Source organism: bacterium (genome assembly GCA_016708315.1).
GTDB lineage: Bacteria > Zixibacteria > MSB-5A5 > CAIYYT01 > CAIYYT01 > JADJGC01.
Genome location: JADJGC010000004.1, coordinates 200,511 through 219,484 on the forward strand (window position 1 = coordinate 200,511; position 18,974 = coordinate 219,484).

The window sequence follows — 18,974 nt, forward strand, 5'->3', positions numbered from 1 at the left end:
AGTAAGAAGTGTGCCTTCGCTTTGTCCCCCACCGGAACGGTGAGACTTCCCCCTTGATCCCCGACTTCGCCATCCATATATTTCCAGCATGCCTCGCAAGAAACCTGACACCTCCCACCTGACACCTTTCCACCAGTGTGTGGTCGACATCATCCGCAAAATACCCCGCGGCAAAGTTGCAACTTACGGCCAGATCGCCGCACTCGCCGGGTCGCCGCGAGCGGCACGCCAGGTCGTGCGCATTCTCCACGCCTGTTCGGAAAAACTCGACCTTCCCTGGTATCGCGTCATCAACAAGCAGGGAATGATCTCGCTTCCTCGTAATGGCGGTTACGAATTGCAGAAATCGATGCTGAAAAAAGAAGGAGTCAAGTTCAATCGCGAAGATGTGGTGGACTTACAAAAATTCGGCTGGCAACAGTAGGGGCGCAGCTTGATAAGTGTCATTCCGGCGAATGCCGGAATCCAGGCAGAGTTGATCGAACCACATCCACCTAACAGCGAAGCCGTCAGGCTCCCTAACTGACGGCTCGCATGTGTCATCGATTAATGTGGGATTGACTTCTGTGGGTTCGACTTCAGCCGAACACTTCAATCCAACTCACGTCGCATATTGTCTCCTACTGCATGCAACCCAACTCCAGGTGTACGCCGGAATCGAAAACGTACCGAACCAATTGCACAACATCAGAAATGTTGATCTTGCAATCACCATTCACGTCCGCGCTATTTAAGTGCACCGGCGCAGCCCCGTGAAGAAACATGTAGTTGATCAGGTACACGACATCCGAGATAGTGACGTCTGCGGTGTTGTTAACGTCGCCTGCAATTGCGAAGAACATCCGCTGATACATTGACTGTGCCGCCGCAAGGTTGGCGTCGAGATCAGAAAAGTCCAACGTATTGTAGAACGGCTCCGGGTCGTATGGATCGAACAAATCCCAATTGTCGGTACCGGTGTGAAGATCCGCGCCAAGCACAACTGCTATACAGAATTGAACGCTGTCTCCCGGAGCAAGGTCACCGCCGCCAATCGACAACAGGAATCTCGTGTCGGATGTATAAGGGTTCCCGCAGGCAAAATGGAGGCTCGAAATAGGGTACGGTACTGAAATCGTACAATGACCACAGTTGATCAATGTCGATCTCAGGATTCGACATCATATAGTACTTGTTGCGATCGCCTTCCGGCGTACCGCTGGCATCGGTCCCAAATGGTCGGTCGTGAGTCTGCAACACCGGTCCCCAGTCATTACAAGGGTTACCATTGCTGATCCACCAATTAAATCCGCGATTCTGTCCGCTTGGTGGGTCAATTACTGCGGCCGAAAACACCGACCGCGCCGAGAATTCGTCCCATTCTCCTTCGGAGTTTGGGTCGCCGTCATCGTCGGCAACATACCCCACCAAAACACTGTCAGTGCCGTCAAAGTTCGGAACCCATCGACTGCCGGCAAAATCATCGGTGAAACCATTCGGTGTGTCGCGATGCCAAACATCCGAATCAAAGAAAGCCCCGATATGAACTCCCTGGAGATGCTTTGATCCGATGTTGGTTATCGTATAGCGAATCAGGATGTAGTCATCATCCGGTTGCTCGCCAAATGAATAGGAGTGCTGCCGAATCTTCAGACCGAGCGGAATGTGCGAACGACCTTCAAAAGGGTCAGGCATTACATAGGCGGGGTTGGTGAGCGTGTCATAGTAAACCGCGACAAACTCCTCATCGGCTACGGCTGAAGCATCAAAATCCGCATCACCGGGTCGATTGCTGAGTCGAAGTATTCCTTCCGCCCCAAAATCTGGATACAGCTCATGCACGTTCTGCCAACCGTCAGCGCCGGTGGAAACAATCGTGTCCTCGCCTGCCACAGCGCCGATCCATAGCGCCCCAAAGAAACTGTGGAGAATTCCCGATCCCTTCGGAAACTCGCAGCCCATCTGCATCGAATCGGGATTGGTGGAGTATGGCCACTGCCATTCACCCAACATCCCATAGTTGGTAACTGTAAAAACGACATTACCGCTCGAATGATCGCGCCCCATCGGATACTCCAACGATTCAAGCGCCTGACGCGAAACTCGCGGAGCAACCTCCGATTCAACTGAATATGCATGCAATGTTGTGGATGCAAAAAGTGCAGAGATAACGCAGACAAGGTTCCCGAGTAATTTCCAAGAGAACATACTCCCTCCGGATAAAACTAGCCTTTGGTTTTATAGCAGCTGCCGTGATGTCAATCTTGAGACGGGAGACTTTTGAATTTGTGTAATTGCTTTGTGCGAATAATAAGAGATGTCGTTTTTGAGAATCGAAACTGAACCTACCCCTGCGTCGCCCCATTCAGCATCAACGGTGTCTGATAAATCCGGTACGTCTTATAAGCCTTGCCGCCCAACGCTTCTGCCGCCTGTACCATTACGTGATTGTCTTCCAGAATCCACGACATCTCACCCGTCTGGTAACCGTTCTTCATCGCGTTGTGCCACAAGTCATAGAAGAACACACTGTCGATTCCCCGCTTTTGATACTTCTTGACGACACCCGCCGTCAACACCCGCGCCTCTTTGATTTTCTTGCGGACCTTCATGTCCCATAAGAGCCTGAATATTCCAAACGGCAATAACCGCCCGTTGAGTTTTTTCAGCACCACATTGATATCCGGCAACGCCAGCGCAAACCCTGCCGGCTCGCCATCAATCTCCGCAAACAGCGCCAAGTCCGGATCGAGAATCATCTTCATGTCTTTGGCAATGTGAATGAATTCATCCTCCGACAACGGCACAAATCCCCAGTTATGTTCCCAGGCATCATTGTAAACCTTGATCGCGCGACGAATCTCGTTATTGAAATCACGCATATTGATCTTGCGAATTGTCGCGCCCGATCGTTCGCGAATGCGCGTCATCAATTTTTGTATCCGTTCGTTGTCGACATCGTAGTGATCGATCCTAAACGCCAGCAAGTCTCTGATCTTCTTCAGACCAAACTTTTCCAGATGTGCCGCATAGTAGGGCGGATTGTAAGTCATCATCACCATCGGCGATGAATCATAGGCATTGAGCAGAAGCCCGACTTCGTGATTGGTCGAGAAATTGCACGGCCCGCGCATAACTTCCATCCCGGCCTTCTTGAGATAGATCATCGCCACTTTCAACAGGCGGTGAGAGACTTCGTAGTCGTCGATACACTCGAAGAACCCGAAAAATCCTACCTTCTCCTGATGGAACTCGTTATGCGAACGATTGATGCAGGTCGCAATGCGACCAACAGTTTTGCCGCTGCGATAAGCGACGAACAAGCGGGTTTCGGCGAAACGATAGAAGGGGTTCTTTTTCTTATTGAAGAAGTCTTTGCGATCAATGATCAAAGGCGGCACCCAATGCGGGTTGCCTTCATAGATTTTCCATGGGAATTTTATGAATTTCATCAACTCGGAAGGTGAAGTTACCTCCCTTACGTCGATCTCTTCGGCCATTATTACACTGTCACCTGATTAAGGGTCACACCATCGCCGATATCATGCCCATTTTTTTGCCGATGCTCTCGAATGTCGAAAGCACGCGGTCCAGTTGCGCATCTGTATGATTTGCCGTATAGCTTGTCCGTATCATCGATTGCCCCGGTGCCACTGCCGGTGGAATCACCGCATTCGCGAAAATCCCCGCCTCGGTCAGTGTCTTCCAGAACGTAAAGCACTCCATCATGTCGCCGATATGCACCGGCACAATCGGAGTTTGTGTCGTACCGATATTGAATCCCAGATCTTTCAATCCGGCATGCATCTTTTTCGTAATCTGCCACAACCGTTCACGGCGTTCCGGCTCGTCCTTCATTACCTGAAGTGCCGCTCTTACCGCCGCCGCCGAAGCCGGCGGAATCGAGGCCGAGAATATCATCGTCCGCGACAAGTGCTTGACATACTCCATCACTTGTGCATCGCCGACGACGAATCCGCCGATCGAAGCAAATGACTTGGAGAACGTTCCCATCGTAATATCAGTCTCTTTGGTCAATCCAAAATGCTCAGCTGTGCCGGCGCCGGTCGCTCCCAGCACACCAACCGAGTGAGCGTCATCAATCATCAGCCGTGCATTGTACTTCTTTGCCAATTCATACATTCGCGGAAGATTGACTATGTCGCCTTCCATCGAAAAAACACCGTCTGTAACGATTGCTTTCGGTGCATCGGCGCTGATACCCTGAAGTACCCGCTCCAGATCGTCCATATCATTATGATCATACTTGAGAATCTTGCCGAATGACAGTCTTGCACCATCAACGATGCAGGCGTGGTTCGAACGATCCATCAAAAGATAGTCGCCCTTGCCGATCAAACAGGAGATTGTGCCAAGGTTGGTTTGGAATCCAGTCGAATAGACCAAACAAGCGTCCTTCTTCATGAAGGCCGCAAGTTCGTTCTCCAATTGGACATGCAAGTCAAGAGTACCATTCAGGAAGCGCGAACCGGTACAACCGGAACCGTACTTCTTGGTGGCGGCAATCGCCGCTTCGATGACCTTGGGATGAGTCGTCAAGCCGAGGTAGTTATTCGAACCGATCATCAGCATCTTCTGACCGCCGATCATGACCTCGGTCTCGGATGCCGTCGTAATTTCGCGGAAATACGGGTATACACCCATCGCCTTTACTTCAGCGGAACGGGTGAATTTCCTGCACTTTTCAAAGATATCCATAAATGGCTTGCTTTCAACCTAATGCCTGATAGATTGGCTGAGTGCCGGTACTAACAAGTGGAAAATCATAAGGAATGACTACCTCAAAGTCAAGCCAATTTCTCCCGGTTTTCAGTTCCCGGCCGAAGGCGTTGATCACTGGCGGCAATGGTTTTGTCGGAAGTCACCTTGCCGACCGGCTCTCCGAGTTAGGTTTCGATCTCGTCCTTCTCCTTAGGGAAACCTCCAAGATTGATAACATCGCCGAACTCAAATACACGCCTGTCTACGGCGATCTCCGCGATACCGAATTCCTAAAAGAAACTATCTCCCAAGTCGACTATGTCTTTCATAGCGCCGGTCTCGTCAAAGCGCCATCGTCTCAGGTTTTCATGGACGTCAACGCGGTTGCCACCGAGAAACTGGTCAAACTCGCAGTCGAACACGGTAAGAACATCAAGCGCTTTGTCTATATCAGCACCCAGGCTGCTGCCGGTCCGTGCCATGACAAGACTCTCAAATCCGAGTCCGACACCCCAAATCCAGTCTCCGACTATGGCCGAAGCAAACTCGCAGGCGAGCAAGCCGTCCTCGCCATGAAAGACCGCCTCCCGGTAACAATCGTCCGCCCTCCGGCTGTCTTTGGACCACGCGATACCGAAGTACTTACCTTTTTCCAAATGGCAAAGGCTGGCTTGCTTCTCAAATTTGGCGGTAAAGAGAGCTTCGTCAGTATTGTCTATGTCAAAGACTTGGTCGAAGGCATCATCCGGGCCGCTCTATCCGACAAAGCAGTCGGGGAAACATTCTTCGTAAATACCCTCGATGAGCTTTCGCAATGGCAGGCACAATATATGATAGCTGATGTGATGAAGGTCGATATTCGTCCCCTTCGTATTCCGTTGTGGCTGTTGCGCATTGTCGCCCCGCTTGCCGAGAAGTTTGACCGCAATCAAGGCAACTCGCCTACAATATGCGCGGACAAGGTCAACGAACTTTCCTGCCAATTTTGGCTGTCGTCATCTCAAAAAGCTCGCGAACTTCTCGACTATGCACCCCTGTCACCTATCGAAGATTCTCTCCGCGAGACGTACCAATGGTATCAGGAGAAGCGATGGCTGTAGGACAATCTAAATTGCATCATTCGTTGGCGGGGCCCCCGGGGGGGTCAACCCGAAGGTTAATTGCACTCAAGGGCCGGGGGCGCGAAACTAGCACGTCTCCATGAACTCCCAAAAACTCATCCTCGCCGTCGCCGTTGCCGGAATCGCACTTCTTGTCCTGGAGTATTTCCGCCGGACCTTCGCCGGAATCTTGATCCGAAAATTCGACCTAAGTGAATCAGTAGAGGTCCAACTCCTGTCTTCATTCCTGATAAATTTCGTCCTCTGCGTAATGCTCCCGGCGGTCATCTATTCGGCATTGTACCCAATTCTGCCGTTCACCAGCCTGCGCTCCGGCTTCTTCATAGCGCTATTCGTCTTCGGCGTCGGTCAATTGCCCTTAACTATCAGGACCTACAACCAGTTTCGCCTGCCGTCCGCCTTTGTTGCATTTGAGCTGTTCTGGAATCTTCTCACATTGCTTGTCACGCTCGGCACGATTACGTATCTTTATCATTATTAGGAGGACCGATAATGATAGACCCCAATATTCGCAATGACTTCTACGGTCTTGATCAGAAGACTTTCTTCAATAACGCATCCTATGCACCCGTCCTGAAAGTTGTTAAACAGGCAATCGATGACTACATCGGCGGCGTGATGAATCTTAATGTCGGCGATGTCGAAGCCAAGACTCACTTAGCCAATATCCGCCGCGACGCCGCAGCAATAATCGGCGCACACTCCGATGAGATCGAGTTCGCCATCAATACATCTTCGGGACTCAATCTTGCCGTTCTCGGGCTCGATTGGGAAGCTGGCGACGAGGTACTCATTCCGGACAACGAGTTTCCTTCAGTTCCGTATCCATATCGGGCGCTTGAAGACCGCGGCGTCGTGATCAAGTATATCCCGACTCCCAATCGCAATTTCTCATTCGATGAAATGACCAGGTTGGTCACCAAACGGACTAAAGTGCTTTCTATCAGCTTCGTCCAATATTTCAACGGCTTCCGCAATGATCTCAAACGAATCGGCGAGTTCTGCAAAGAACGCGATATCTACTTCATCGTTGATGCCATTCAAGGTTTGGGTGCCTGCCCGCTTAATGTCAAAGACTGCCACATCGACTTGCTGGCAACTGGTGCTCAGAAATGGCTGCTTTCACCTCTTGGTTCGGGGTTCTTCTTTGTATCCAAACAAGCGAAGCGCCAACTGAAGTCTTACACGACCGGCTGGATGGGAGTCGATTGGAATCTCAACTACACCGACTTAACCCACTTCGATCGCGATGCGTTTGTCGATTGTCGTCGTTTCAATCTCGGATCCTATCCATACATTCAACTTTGGGGTATGGCGGCTGCATTGGCTTACATCTGCAGGCTTGGCGTAGATAATATCTTTGCGCACACAATCGGGCATTAATCGACCAGCTCTTGCACTATGTCGGCAACGATGACTACTTCCGTGTAAACGGCACTCTTGATCCGGCACATCTTTCGCAGATTGTCAGCATCAGCTCGCCGGCAAATGAACTACTGCAAAAGCACCTGTTGAAAAACAACTTCTTCCTCGTCTACCGCGAAGGCGGAGTCAGGGTAGCCGTGAATTTCTACAACACGCCGGCAGAAATTGACCGGTTGATTGAAGTGCTCCAACAATTCAAGAAACAGGAACTCTCGGTCGCGACACAGCCGCGTTAGTCCACTCCAGCAACAACTCTAAATGCAGATACAGTGATATGATAATCGAAGTAATGATAGAAATCCCCAAGGGCAGTCGTAACAAGTACGAGTACGACAAAGACCGCAAAGTCATCCGGTTCGATCGCATGCTCTTTTCCGCAATGCATTATCCCAGCGACTACGGCTTCATCCCCGACACCCTCGCCGAGGATGCCGATCCGCTCGATGCTCTGGTCCTGGTTTGGGAACCGACATTTCCCGGCTGTATGATCGCCGCCAAACCGGTCGGTTGCTTCAAGATGTTCGACGAAAAAGGTCCAGACGAAAAAATCCTCTGTGTTCCGGTCGCCGATCCGCTGTGGAATCATATCGAATCACTCAAGGATGTCCCGCCGCACTTGCTGAAAGAAATCGAACACTTCTTTTCAGTCTATAAAGACCTCGAAGAGAAGAAGGTCGGTATCGAAGGTTGGGAAGACCGCGACACTGCACTTCAAGTCATCCGTCAATCGCAGGAGCGCTTCAAAGCAAAACGTCGTCAAGGCTCCGACCTCGGCGGCTCCTTCTACGAATAACTCAATTCATGGCCGGTATTGACCTGCCGAAGTACCGTCATTCCCGCGAAAGCGGGAATCCAGCCTTGTAGGGTGGGTCTCCTTACCGAAAGACCTTTGTTCATAAAACAGAACTCCCCCGGAGACCCGCCAACCTTCATCGTCGCGTTGTCTCCCCCTTCAAGTTCTCCCCCCATTTTCCGACAATCAAACTATGACCATCACCGATCACATTCTCGGGTAGCACATGCACCCCGAATCCCTGCTCGTCGGCTTCGTCCTCGGAATTCTTGTAGCCATTGCTGTCTACTCAGCCCGTGGCCGCAGACCGTCAAATATCAATAAACCGGCCCGCGTCCCGATTGGTCGTTATCTCGGTGGCTTCCCTTTGGCAACCACACCGGTTGACTATGTCGACTGCCTCATAGATAGCTCCGCCTTTGTCTTTGTCTCCAAACACAACAAGGAATTTGGCCGCATTCCACGCACCGCCGTAGTCGATCTCTTCTGCGAGGAAAAACCGCTCCTGCTCCCGCGCCTCACCGCAACTAAGAACATCACCTTCCCAAATCTCGGTGTCGGCAAGAAACGCTCTCTGTCCGGTTACTGCCTCGTTGTTGATTGGCAAATCGGCGACACGCGCAACAATGCCATCTTCGAATTTGGCGGTGTTGCCGCTCGCGTCAACGCTCACGGCGTCGAGACTATTCTCAAGAGCAACTGCAAAGCCAGCGTTCCGCCTCTGCGATTTGATGAAAGAAATTGCCCCTTCTGTCGCGAAGTCGTCAAAAAAGAAGCCCTCGTTTGCAAGCACTGCCACGGCCGCATCACCGATCCGAGACCGGTCCGCGTCACTTTACCTGCCTGACGTCATTTAGATTTCAGATTCACCGTCGCCACCCCGGCAAGTACCAGCGCCGCTCCGACATAATCCTGTGTTGTCAACACCTCATCAAGTACTATATACCCCAAGACCATTGCGACAATCGGTGTAATCAAAGCCACCATCGACATAGTCAAAATCGGCAATCGCTTCAGTAGCCAATAGTAGCTGGTAAACGAAATCACCGATCCAAAAATCGCCAGGAATATCATCGCGCCAATCGATGCCTCAGTTACATGGAAAAGCGTGATATCCTCGACGAGAAACGCCGCAATCGTTAGCAGTGTGCAACCCAAAGTCATCTGGAGCGTCACCATCGGAAATACATCTTCGTCCTTTAAGTACGCCTTAATCGAAACGGTACCGATGGCCGCAGCCAATGGCGACAACAGCATCATCAACATCCCGAACGCTGCATGACTGCCGTAGTCGATTGGTTCGAGAAAGATCAACACCACGCCGGCAAATCCCAGCACCACTCCCAGCACAGCCTTCATCGTGACCTTCTCGCTCTTGAGCATCAGCGTCATCAGCAACATCACCATGAAAGGAAACACGGCAAACAGAATCGACGCCAGCGCCGAGCTGATATATTGACTGCCGAGATATGTAAATGAGTAGGATCCGAAATAGGTGAAGATTCCCGGCCAGGCAACCCGCCATTTGTTCCGCCAGCCCTGCGGATACTTCTGCCGTGTAACGAAATTGATTGTCACCAAGATCGCGATCGCCAGAAGAAACCTCAGCGCCGCGCTCCAAAATGGCGGCGCATCCGCCAGCCCGATCTTGATCGCCATCCAGGTTGATCCCCAGATGAGACAGAGCAATATGTAAACGAGGATGTTTGTCAAGTTAGCGTCCGGACCTCAAACGACTTCTTGCAGTATTAAATAGTCGTTCAGGCGGTAGTGTCAATCGCATTTGTGTTTTCAGCTTGTTTTTGCAATCGCTCAATCTTACGTCCCATCATAATTCCATTGATAGCTTGTGCTGGACAAAGCAATGCATAGCTCCACCCAGCCAATGCTGCCAAATAGATATTACCCGTGAGTGCCAAAGCTGCCGACAATATCGAGACTGCCACGTAGATCAAGTGCATCTGAACACTTGCCCGGGTGGCGACCTGTTCAATTTCATTTAATTCCAGTTGTTCACGAAGTCGGTAGGCGTGGAGATAGAGCAGTGAGAAGATCGCGAAAATTGCCAGGAACCCCAGCGAGTATACAAGCATTAGCTCTGGAACGTCGGCTCCTGCAATCATCGTACCGTGATCAATCCCGGCGTTGATTCCAAACATCCTTCCCAACAGGAAAGTGAAAAGGAATTTCAGCGGATAGATATAGAACAGAACCACGAATAACAGAACTGCATTGAGGATTGACGTGTAAGTATCCTCGAGCCCGTAACGTCTGAAGAAAATGTAATGCGCGTGCCAAATCATGAATAACAGCGTGAAACAAATCGCAAAGGCGAAAAAACCCCGCATCGTCTGCATCATTGCGTCGAACGAGGTCGGAACTTCCAGCGACACCACCAGAAGCGTAATTGCAAACGCGAAAACGGCATCGCTCAACCCCTCAACTCGGGACGGATCACCACCGCGCCATCTGAAATGTGGCTCGGCGCGAAGCCCTTTCTTGAGAAAATGCTGACGAAGCATTCACACCTTTCCTTGATATTTCATTCTTTCCTGTGGACCTGCAAATATGCGCTATCGAAGCGAGATTGCGCAAGTACTTTGGTCACCGGATTAATTGTGTATCTATCCTTTCGAACCGTATTATCTTCGAGTTATGAAAATTACTATCGCCGCAGCAAACGGCTTCATTGGATCATACTTGTCGGTGTACTTGACTGCGCAAGGGCACGACGTCTCTGTGTTAGTCCGCAGACCAACAGGTTCGCCACACCGTCACTTTCTCTGGAACCCCTTCACAGGTGAAATCGACCTTGCCGCCATTGATGGACAGGATGTCATTATCAACCTTGCGGGGAAGAACGTTGCTGAAGAACGCTGGAATGATCGGGTTAAACGTGAAATCGTCCAGAGCCGAAATCTCGCAACGGAGCTTATTGGCAAATCCATCGCCAAAGTCGCTTCCAAACCTCGTCTCCTGCTCAATGCTTCTGCTGTCGGTTACTATGGCAATCGCGTTGCAGATGAGTTGATTTCCGAGACCTCATCTGTCGGCACCGGCTTTATGGCCTCCGCTTGTGCGGGATGGGAGGATGCGACTCGATTTGCGCACGACGCCGGTACTCGCGTCGTTTGTCTTCGTATAGGAGTTGTGCTCGCCGGCAACGGCGGAGCACTTGACAAAATGCTGCCTTTCTTCCGCCTTGGTATTGGCGGCAAAATCGGCTCTGGAAATCAGATGATGAGTTGGATAGCGTTGGAAGAAATCGGCCACATCGTCGAACACATCATCGCCCACCAGTCGATTGCCGGTCCAGTAAACCTAACTACTCCGCATGCCGTCACCAATTCCGAGTTTACTCGCCTTTTGGGCAAAGCCCTTCATCGTCCGGCGATATTTCCTGTTCCTGCATTTGCCCTTAAGCTAATGTTCGGCCAAATGGCGGAAGAAGTCCTCCTCGGCGGTGCAAACATCTCTCCGAAGAAACTGCTGGATAGTGGATATCACTTCCGGCACACTGATCTACTTCAGACCTTTGAGAACATTTTTGCAAAAAAAGAGGGACACCGTTAGATGTGTCCCTGAGGTGAGTTCCATTTTTGGCTACCGGAAGCTAATATCTGCCGAGCCCATTCCAACATCAAGCACCAGTGTCAACCGGCCTTTGGCGGTCTTGAAATTGTCACTTTCCCAAACGTCGTCGTCTCCGCGCACTTTCGAAAATGACTTTTTCGGGAAATCAATCGAATTGAACCAGTGTTCTTCCGCCTCAATGCGTACTCCAATGTCTTCCGGAATGATTATGTCGATTGATCCCAAACCAACATCAATGCTTGCTTCAGCTTCGAAATCAAAATCGCCGGTGAAGTCCAGTGTAAAACTTCCCATCCCGCCGTCGAATGTCAAGAACTCGAATCTCGAATTACCGAGATTGCGCATTTCTAAATCGCAGGCACCCGCATCAATTTTCAGATCGCGCAATACAGTTCGATTCGGTGTTGAAAAATCTATAATGACCTCCGCCGCGCCGATATCCAACTGCATATCCGAAACCGTCAAATCGCCAAAATCGAATTCGGCATTCGCTGCGCCAACTTCGATATCAAATCGGCAATCGGCTTCGGGAGTGAACGAAAACTCCCACCGATTTTCGTCGCCCTCCAGCTTCGTCGGGCCTCGTTGATTTACCAGTTCCGATTCAAACACGAATGTGCCGCGTCTCCCCTGATGTTCAAATGTGTGGCTATATTCGTATTTACTCTCGTCGTAATCGCCTTCAAACTCCGCGATAACGCCCTTACTGCCTGTCAAATTGTTCAGTTCGAATTTGCCGACAGCCAGCCGTAACTGAACATCAACCTGTTCGACACCGTTAGCCTCGACTTGCTCTTCGATCTTCGTCAACCTCGCCGCAGTTGCAACTGCAAACACGAGTCCAACTAGGACCATCGATGATATTATCCACTTATTCATGATTACCTCCACGTATGGTTACGGCAAAACGGGCTCGGTGTTTCATTCGAAGGAGGAGACTTGGGGTTGCAAGTTTACTGCGTCGAACTATGGTTGTTCCGATGCAGTATCAGAAATGATGACGCTGACTCTCACCTTTTCATTTCGGTAGTCGCGTGTACCGAACCGCGTCAAGATCGCGCCGCCGAATCCGAGGGTCACTACCAGCAAAGTCAAAAGCAGCGCTACTATCCCGAATATGATCGAAACAGGTTCTGAGTCCATCGCCAATCCCAGGAAGAATCCGATGCTCGGTACCTGTCCGATTGCAAAACCGACAATCACTTTCTTGGCACGTCCCTCTTCGACTTCACCATTGTGCTGTTTTACGAAATCGGACAAGAACAGGGCAAATGCAGCGCCGCCGAGAAATGCCGCGGCCAGCATCCCCAGTGGTATTCCCAGCAGCGCGATCGGTATTCCGACAATCGTGATGCACAAGAGTAGAAAGACCGGCAGGACCAGAATCCAAGCCAGGGATCCCACCAGCAGTGTCTTCAGAATATTCTGAGTGTAAACAGCCTTGAGTCGATCAGTCGGCTTGCGAAATATCATCGCAATTGCAAACGTGAAGATGAAGAGCAGCGAGATGATGGTCACCCCAGCTACAGCTGCAGCCGAAGTATCCTCTCGGTCGCGTTCACGCCAAGTCTCACTCGGATCGGGGATTGATAAATTCTGTTCCGTTACATGCCCGAACACTTGAGAACCTTGCTCTTCAATGACCTCTTTCCCGAGGATGTTGCCCATCACAATCCCGCCTCGAGCCACTCGGACGGTCCCGGTCGCGGTTATCGAACCTTCAACCAATCCTCTAATTGTCGCGTTTCCTCCCACAGTGACAATCTCGCCGAGTACATGCTCGTCGGCCTCAACAATGACCGATTGGCCAATCTTGCGAATACTTGAAATCTTAACCGGGAAATCGGCAGTGTTAATTTCTGCGGCTGCCGGCGGAATTGGCGCGACCGGCGTAGGAATTCCATCCTCGTCTCGTCCGGTTCCCGCTGGTACCATAATCTCGTTTCCGGCCGAGTCGACGAGAATAATTCCGTCGTTGTCGATTCGAATCTCTGTATAGACCTTACCGCGATAGTCAGGCTGGCGATCCTGTGCAAGAATCCCTGTTGCGGCAAGGGCAACGAAACAGCAGCATAATATCGTGGTGTGTATCTTAAGCATAAATCCTGAATTCTAATATTCTTCGAGCGAAATATCGCCCGATGTCGAGGTCAGAAAGATTCCGGTGCCGCCGCCGCGAAGACGACCTTCAAGTCTGTTTCGATTGAATGATCGAACTTCAAGCGCCAGATTCGTGTCAATATTGCCTGAAATCGTTTCAAGTCGAACATCCCCCTTGGATTCAGCCGGTAACCTGACAACTATGTTGCCCGAAATTGTCTCGGCTTCAAATCGAGTACCGTTGTTGAATTCCGAATCGACTTGTATATCCCCCGACGATGTGGTCAGCGAAAAACCGCCTTCGCGCTGGTCAATCTCGATGTCGCCCGAAATGGTCTTTACATCGACTTCGCCGGTCAGTTTTCCGATGAGACAATTTCCCGAGGTCTTGGTTATGCGAATCGCGCCGGTAACCCAGTGAGCTTCCGTGTCGCCCGAAGTTGCCTGCAGATTGATATTGCCCTGAACATTGTCAAACAGCGCATCTGACGAGGTCGACATCACATCGATGTCCCCTGTTACATCCTTCATTCGAATGTCGCCGGAAGTGTTTTCAATGTCACAATTAGCCTTGGCAGTCCGAACAGTAATGTCAGACGAAGTAGCTGCAATGTGGATCTTGCCCTCTAACCCGTTCAGCTCAACTTCGCCGCTGGTTGATGCTATCGCGATATCGACTGAGGTTGGAATCTCGATTTGGTAGTTGACGGAACCATTGAATCCCGACTTAAGACCGAACAGGTCTCCCAGAAAACCGTTCATTCTTTTGCCGTCTGGTTGGCGGGTATCAATCTCGATCCGGTCGGCCCTGGCATCAATCGCCACTTCAATACGGTCTTCCATCTCTTCGGCGTCTTCTCGAGAAGAGGCGTCAATCTCTTTGGTCACCTTTACAATGACCTTATCTCCTTCGACTCGTGAGACAATTATCGCACCTGCCGAATTGTTGATCGTAAGCTTGAAGCCTGCCTCGACACTATATTCAAAGCTGTCTTCAAATCGAAACACTTTGGCATCGGCTGTTGCGGCCAATACCAAGCAAAGCACAACAGATATAATGATTGTGATGAATACGTCCTTAGTCACTTGACCCTCCTAACGAACACCCTTCAACTTCTTCTTGAGCAGCTCACGGGCTCGAAAAATTCGGGCCTTTACTGTTCCTACCGGGAGCTTAAGTATCTGAGCAATCTCCTCATATGATTGATCGTCCCGGTGACGATAAAGGATCACATCGCGATACTTGTCCGGCAACGACTCGATTGCTTCTTGAATCGATATCTGCCGCTGCTTCTCCCAAAGATTCTCTTCCGGGTTGAACGATGTGTCGGGAAGGTCAATCTCTACTGTGCCATCCTGGGTTTCGACCGGCTTGTCAAGGCTTAAGGCCTCAATCTTCTTCTTCCGAATCGAATCAATCGCACAGTTGGCAGCGATCTTATAGAGCCAGGTCGAGAACCTGAACTCGGACCGATAACTTGCCAGCGAATGAAAAGCCCTCATGAAAGTCTCTTGAACCAGGTCTTCGGTCTCATCCCGATTACGGACTATCTTCAGAATTATCTGATAAATTGCCCGTTGATGACGGTTCAACAGCCCTCGATAGGCCGCTTGGTCGCCGGCAAGTGCTTTGGAGATTAACAGTTCGTCCGGTTCCTGCACCTGTTCAACCTAACTCTTAGATACGCCTTGCCTAATTCCTTGTTTCACAGACGGGTAAGATACTGTCCGCCAATACCAAAACCAAAAACTTTTATCGAGAGCCATCCCCGGCGGGACGACACTACGACATTAGTAGCCGATTCTTTGTCTATTCCGCGCAGGCGCCCAATACTCCGTCCCGCTTCCTCTTAGACGTTTGAGTACTAATTGTGGCTAATATCCTCAATTCCAACAAGTCCTAACCCCGTTATGTGAACAATTGATGCACATATCCCGCAAAGTATGGGAACACTCCCAACAACTGAATGGCATCAAGTCAGCTCGACCTCCGGCTTGAATCACCTAACGTGTTGTAGTACAACATATTTCTTCAGGACAAGGCCACCTCTGCAGAATCTGCGCTTTCGGCACTTATTTTGCACAGCATTAGTCGGCTGGGTTGAGGTCACGAAGTAATGGTCGGGAAGCCGGAAACCACGCAACCATCGTCGAGCAAGATGGAGGATACCATGGCTAAGAAGCGCAAATCAGCGTACAAAATCCCCAAAAAGACCTGCTGGCATCTGTATTCGCTCCAGACCTTGAACAACGAAAAGTTCGTTAAGGTCGTTAACAAGATCCTCAAGCACGAGTGGCAGGTCATTAAATAGGCCTGCCCGCGGCACCTCTTACTATTTTTTTTTCACAAACAGGGCAAAAAACTGGCCCAAATCCTGCCTAAAGTTGTATCAATTCTAGTGTATTTATCTCTCAATTTTTTTGTTTCAATTCCGATCATCTTAATTGGAAGTTCAATTTGAAAAAAACTTGACATTGGTTTGCAGTCGGCCTATTTTCACCGAAACCTAAATGGGGCTCGACACTGGCTGGACGCGAACACTGGGGAAATCTTTAAGGATGAAGAAGAAGTTATCGGTCTTTATCGTTCCCGACTCCGGGGAAGTAAGACAATTTTCAATATCAAGAACGGTACTTATCACCGTTGTCAGCGCTATATTCACATACGCTATCGTAACAGTATTCCTTTCGTACGGGTTCTTCTCAAGCCGTATTGAGGCTCATAAGATCGACACCCTTACCAAGGAAAACCAATTCCTGACGGCCAAACTGGTCGATATCAGCGAGTCTATCGACTTCCTCCAGACAGAAATCGCCTCGCTGACCGAGAAGGAAAAGGCCATCCGTACCATATTTGAACTCCCTGAAATCGATCCGCAACAGCGTGAACTCGGAATCGGCGGCCCGAATATCCTCCCGCAAGAGGAATTGGCGCCAAGTCGTTCGTTTGCGTTTCAATCAGAAGCTGAGGTTGATCGCCTCGTAGCACTTACGAACTTCGAAAAAGAACAATTTAATAGTGTTTACGAAGCCCTCCTCCAGAAGAAAACTGATCTCGACCATACTCCCTCAATTATGCCGACCGTCGGCTATCTAATGAGAGGATATGGCATGAAGAGCGATCCGTTCACCGGTCAAGTCAAACTCCATTCTGGTCTCGATATCTCGAATTCGATCGGTACCCGTGTTGTCGCAACCGCTAACGGCACGGTCGAAAAAGTCGAAATCATGAGCGGCCTGGGCAAAACCGTAGTTATCGATCACGGTAACGGCTTCAAGACCGTCTATGGCCATCTCTCAGGCTACAAAGTTCGCCCCGGCGACAAGGTTGTCCGCGGACAACATATCGCTTTGATGGGAAACACCGGTTATTCGACAGGTCCGCATCTGCATTACGAAGTACTTAAAAACGGTGCTTCAGTCAATCCGATGCAGCACGTGATAACCTATTCCAACAACTTCTAATTCTATTTCTGGTTGGTCCTTTTTAGGGTAAGACTCCTCGTCCTATCTGAAAACTTATTGTGTTCCTGCGTAAGTTGTTGCCATTTAGCCACTTGAAGTAGAAATCCGCAATATTGTTGAATCTGACGCTTTTGCGCTTGCTATAATAGACCCAACTCGTACATTTAAGAAAAGCACAAATAAATCCAATCGTCCTGCGTAACGCAAAATCCGTTCAAACTTGGAACATTAGGGCGATAGTCGCGTTACAATCTTATGATAGCCATTTGGGGTCTATCTTTGAGATAAAAGAGTTAGTGAGGATAACGTGAGAATAAAGAAAACCAAGGACGTCGTTGCTGATCAGGACGATCTGGAACTGGACGATTCTACCGAATCGCTCGACCCGGCTGATCAAAGCGAAGCCGAGACTGTTGCGCTTATAAAGCGCATTCAGACCGGCGAACAGGCCGCCTTTGGCAGCCTGATGAAGAAGTACAAGAATCAAGTTGCCGGTATCGCCTATCGCATGGTCGGCGACTATGACGAAGCCAAAGACATTTCGCAGATGGTGTTTGTGAAGACCGCCCGCAACCTGGACCGGTTTGACACCACCAAGAAATTCTCAACCTGGCTTTATCGTATCACCGTCAACGCGGCGATCGATTACATCCGCAAACAGAAAAAGCATCGCCACGAAACGATCGAGAACTACACAGACTCTATCGAGACCCACAGCGATACACCCGATATGAGTCTCTACCGCAAGAACATCAAGGAATGCATCCTGCAAGCGGCCGATGCTCTCAATGACAAGCAGAAAGCGGCTTTTGTCCTGCGCGACATTGACGGCCACGAAATCGAGGAAGTTTCCGAGATTCTCGGTATGCCCGAAGCCACTGTACGTTGGTACCTCCATCGCGCCCGGCTCCGCCTCCGCAAGGAACTGCTTCGCAAGTATCCGTCATTTGTAGAAAAGATGGGTGTCGTCCTTGACGCCCCGACTCGAACATTTTAATAGCTTACAAGTACAACCTCCCGAGAAAATCGGCGCGTGACTTCGGTCGCGCGCCGATTTGTTTCCAGGGTCGGCTTATGAAGTGAACAACATCTCAACGTAATTCTGATACAGTCTCATTTGTCTCGCAGTCAAACCGCGGTCCTGAAAACTCCGTTCCAAAACGAACCCGCCTTCGATGATTACCGTGAACATATCCGCTACGTCGTCCAGATTGATCTCAAACCTCGGTTTCGCCGTCGCAGCAACTTCGTCAAGCAGCACTCGCATAGCCCGCCTTGTTTCCATCAGAGCGTCAGAAATAATCACACTGGTGCGTTCGTCGATAAGCGCGCTCTCATAGCAAAACGTCGCCAACAGGCAACCCTGTGTTGGAGAGTCAGTCTGTTCAAACATCTCGGCAAATAACCCGATCGTCAGAAGCAATCGGTGAAGGGGATCTCTCGCCAGCTTCGAAGCCCGCTCTATCATCGCATCAGTTGTTGATTTGTCGATCTGTGCAAATCGAGAAACCAGCGCGTGCGCCAAGTCGGTCTTTGTTTCAAAGTGATAGAAGAAGGCACCCTTGGTAATACCGGCTTTGCTGATAACCTTATCGATCGAAGTGGCGCCATAACCATTCTCCATTACCAGTGCCTCAGCGGCATTGAGTATCTTGTCCTTTGTCGAATCACCTGTACGCGACATGGTCCTCCTTGTCTGTCACCACTACTATAACGCTAATACTATACTAAATAGTTTCCTTCATTTCAATAAATTCTTGAAATCTGTCCTATTT

General features: G+C 50.1%; 22 protein-coding genes. 11 read left to right on the forward strand and 11 right to left on the reverse strand.

Going from position 1 to position 18,974, the window contains the following annotated elements:
* The first annotated feature begins 88 nt into the window (after window positions 1–88).
* The gene (locus tag IPH59_06155) at window positions 89–424 is read left to right on the forward strand and encodes an MGMT family protein (GenBank protein ID MBK7091290.1); all 336 of its coding nucleotides are present in this window, start codon (window positions 89–91) and stop codon (window positions 422–424) included.
* A 196-nt stretch (window positions 425–620) separates the two neighbouring features.
* On the opposite strand, the gene IPH59_06160 is transcribed toward IPH59_06155, so the two are convergent.
* From IPH59_06160 to IPH59_06175, 4 genes are all read right to left on the reverse strand, one after another.
* Complete coding sequence (locus IPH59_06160) at window positions 621–1,040, reverse strand: hypothetical protein (GenBank protein MBK7091291.1); 420 nt, start codon at window positions 1,038–1,040, stop codon at window positions 621–623.
* Entirely contained in the window at window positions 1,021–2,187 is a 1,167-nt protein-coding gene (locus tag IPH59_06165; GenBank protein ID MBK7091292.1) for a hypothetical protein, read from the reverse strand. The genes IPH59_06160 and IPH59_06165 overlap by 20 nt, the downstream gene beginning before the upstream one ends.
* Window positions 2,188–2,324: 137 nt before the next feature.
* Window positions 2,325–3,431 (reverse strand): hypothetical protein, encoded by a 1,107-nt coding sequence (locus IPH59_06170; protein MBK7091293.1) that lies wholly within the window; start codon window positions 3,429–3,431, stop codon window positions 2,325–2,327.
* Window positions 3,432–3,504: 73 nt separating this feature from the next.
* Window positions 3,505–4,698 carry a pyridoxal phosphate-dependent aminotransferase family protein gene (locus tag IPH59_06175; protein MBK7091294.1) on the reverse strand — a complete coding sequence of 398 codons (1,194 nt, stop codon included), beginning with the start codon at window positions 4,696–4,698 and terminating at the stop codon, window positions 3,505–3,507.
* A gap of 74 nt (window positions 4,699–4,772) precedes the next feature.
* Here IPH59_06175 and IPH59_06180 point away from each other — a divergent pair, with 74 nt between their 5' ends.
* The 6 genes from IPH59_06180 (at window position 4,773) to IPH59_06205 (ending at window position 8,887) form a co-directional block, all read left to right on the forward strand.
* Window positions 4,773–5,801 (forward strand): NAD(P)-dependent oxidoreductase, encoded by a 1,029-nt coding sequence (locus IPH59_06180; protein MBK7091295.1) that lies wholly within the window; start codon window positions 4,773–4,775, stop codon window positions 5,799–5,801.
* Between the two features lie 100 nt (window positions 5,802–5,901).
* Window positions 5,902–6,303, forward strand: a complete 402-nt coding sequence (locus IPH59_06185) for a hypothetical protein (GenBank protein MBK7091296.1) — start codon at window positions 5,902–5,904, stop codon at window positions 6,301–6,303.
* An 11-nt stretch (window positions 6,304–6,314) separates the two neighbouring features.
* Window positions 6,315–7,205 carry an aminotransferase class V-fold PLP-dependent enzyme gene (locus IPH59_06190; GenBank protein MBK7091297.1) on the forward strand — a complete coding sequence of 297 codons (891 nt, stop codon included), beginning with the start codon at window positions 6,315–6,317 and terminating at the stop codon, window positions 7,203–7,205.
* 11 nt (window positions 7,206–7,216) lie between these two features.
* Window positions 7,217–7,483, forward strand: a complete 267-nt coding sequence (locus tag IPH59_06195; protein ID MBK7091298.1) for a hypothetical protein — start codon at window positions 7,217–7,219, stop codon at window positions 7,481–7,483.
* Window positions 7,484–7,521: 38 nt separating this feature from the next.
* A complete protein-coding gene (locus tag IPH59_06200; GenBank protein MBK7091299.1) occupies window positions 7,522–8,040 on the forward strand; it encodes an inorganic diphosphatase in 519 nt (172 codons plus the stop codon).
* Between the two features lie 226 nt (window positions 8,041–8,266).
* On the forward strand, window positions 8,267–8,887 hold the full coding sequence (locus tag IPH59_06205) for a hypothetical protein (GenBank protein MBK7091300.1): 621 nt from the start codon (window positions 8,267–8,269) through the stop codon (window positions 8,885–8,887).
* 2 nt (window positions 8,888–8,889) lie between these two features.
* Here IPH59_06205 and IPH59_06210 read toward each other — a convergent pair whose 3' ends face one another.
* Together IPH59_06210 and IPH59_06215 are read right to left on the reverse strand one after the other, a co-directional pair.
* On the reverse strand, window positions 8,890–9,753 hold the full coding sequence (locus IPH59_06210) for a DMT family transporter (GenBank protein ID MBK7091301.1): 864 nt from the start codon (window positions 9,751–9,753) through the stop codon (window positions 8,890–8,892).
* A 47-nt stretch (window positions 9,754–9,800) separates the two neighbouring features.
* A complete protein-coding gene (locus IPH59_06215) occupies window positions 9,801–10,562 on the reverse strand; it encodes a DUF1211 domain-containing protein (protein ID MBK7091302.1) in 762 nt (253 codons plus the stop codon).
* Between the two features lie 133 nt (window positions 10,563–10,695).
* Here IPH59_06215 and IPH59_06220 point away from each other — a divergent pair, with 133 nt between their 5' ends.
* Window positions 10,696–11,613: a TIGR01777 family protein gene (locus IPH59_06220; GenBank protein MBK7091303.1), complete on the forward strand. Its 918-nt coding sequence runs from the start codon at window positions 10,696–10,698 to the stop codon at window positions 11,611–11,613.
* A gap of 30 nt (window positions 11,614–11,643) precedes the next feature.
* Here the strand turns inward: IPH59_06220 and IPH59_06225 are convergent, their stop codons facing one another.
* The 4 genes from IPH59_06225 to IPH59_06240 form a co-directional block, all read right to left on the reverse strand.
* Window positions 11,644–12,513 (reverse strand): hypothetical protein, encoded by an 870-nt coding sequence (locus tag IPH59_06225; GenBank protein ID MBK7091304.1) that lies wholly within the window; start codon window positions 12,511–12,513, stop codon window positions 11,644–11,646.
* A gap of 87 nt (window positions 12,514–12,600) precedes the next feature.
* The gene (locus IPH59_06230; GenBank protein MBK7091305.1) at window positions 12,601–13,734 is read right to left on the reverse strand and encodes a hypothetical protein; all 1,134 of its coding nucleotides are present in this window, start codon (window positions 13,732–13,734) and stop codon (window positions 12,601–12,603) included.
* 12 nt (window positions 13,735–13,746) lie between these two features.
* Window positions 13,747–14,820, reverse strand: a complete 1,074-nt coding sequence (locus tag IPH59_06235) for a DUF4097 family beta strand repeat protein (protein MBK7091306.1) — start codon at window positions 14,818–14,820, stop codon at window positions 13,747–13,749.
* Between the two features lie 9 nt (window positions 14,821–14,829).
* Window positions 14,830–15,396, reverse strand: a complete 567-nt coding sequence (locus tag IPH59_06240) for a sigma-70 family RNA polymerase sigma factor (protein MBK7091307.1) — start codon at window positions 15,394–15,396, stop codon at window positions 14,830–14,832.
* Window positions 15,397–15,905: 509 nt separating this feature from the next.
* Between IPH59_06240 and IPH59_06245 the strand changes: the two genes are divergently transcribed.
* The 3 genes from IPH59_06245 to IPH59_06255 all read left to right on the forward strand — a co-directional run bounded on the left by IPH59_06245 (window position 15,906) and on the right by IPH59_06255 (window position 18,196).
* Window positions 15,906–16,046, forward strand: coding sequence for a hypothetical protein (locus tag IPH59_06245; protein MBK7091308.1), 141 nt, complete (start codon window positions 15,906–15,908; stop codon window positions 16,044–16,046).
* A 247-nt stretch (window positions 16,047–16,293) separates the two neighbouring features.
* On the forward strand, window positions 16,294–17,199 hold the full coding sequence (locus IPH59_06250; protein ID MBK7091309.1) for a M23 family metallopeptidase: 906 nt from the start codon (window positions 16,294–16,296) through the stop codon (window positions 17,197–17,199).
* 307 nt (window positions 17,200–17,506) lie between these two features.
* Window positions 17,507–18,196 carry a sigma-70 family RNA polymerase sigma factor gene (locus IPH59_06255; protein ID MBK7091310.1) on the forward strand — a complete coding sequence of 230 codons (690 nt, stop codon included), beginning with the start codon at window positions 17,507–17,509 and terminating at the stop codon, window positions 18,194–18,196.
* 75 nt (window positions 18,197–18,271) lie between these two features.
* Here the strand turns inward: IPH59_06255 and IPH59_06260 are convergent, their stop codons facing one another.
* Window positions 18,272–18,883, reverse strand: a complete 612-nt coding sequence (locus tag IPH59_06260; protein MBK7091311.1) for a TetR/AcrR family transcriptional regulator — start codon at window positions 18,881–18,883, stop codon at window positions 18,272–18,274.
* Window positions 18,884–18,974: the final 91 nt, after the last annotated feature.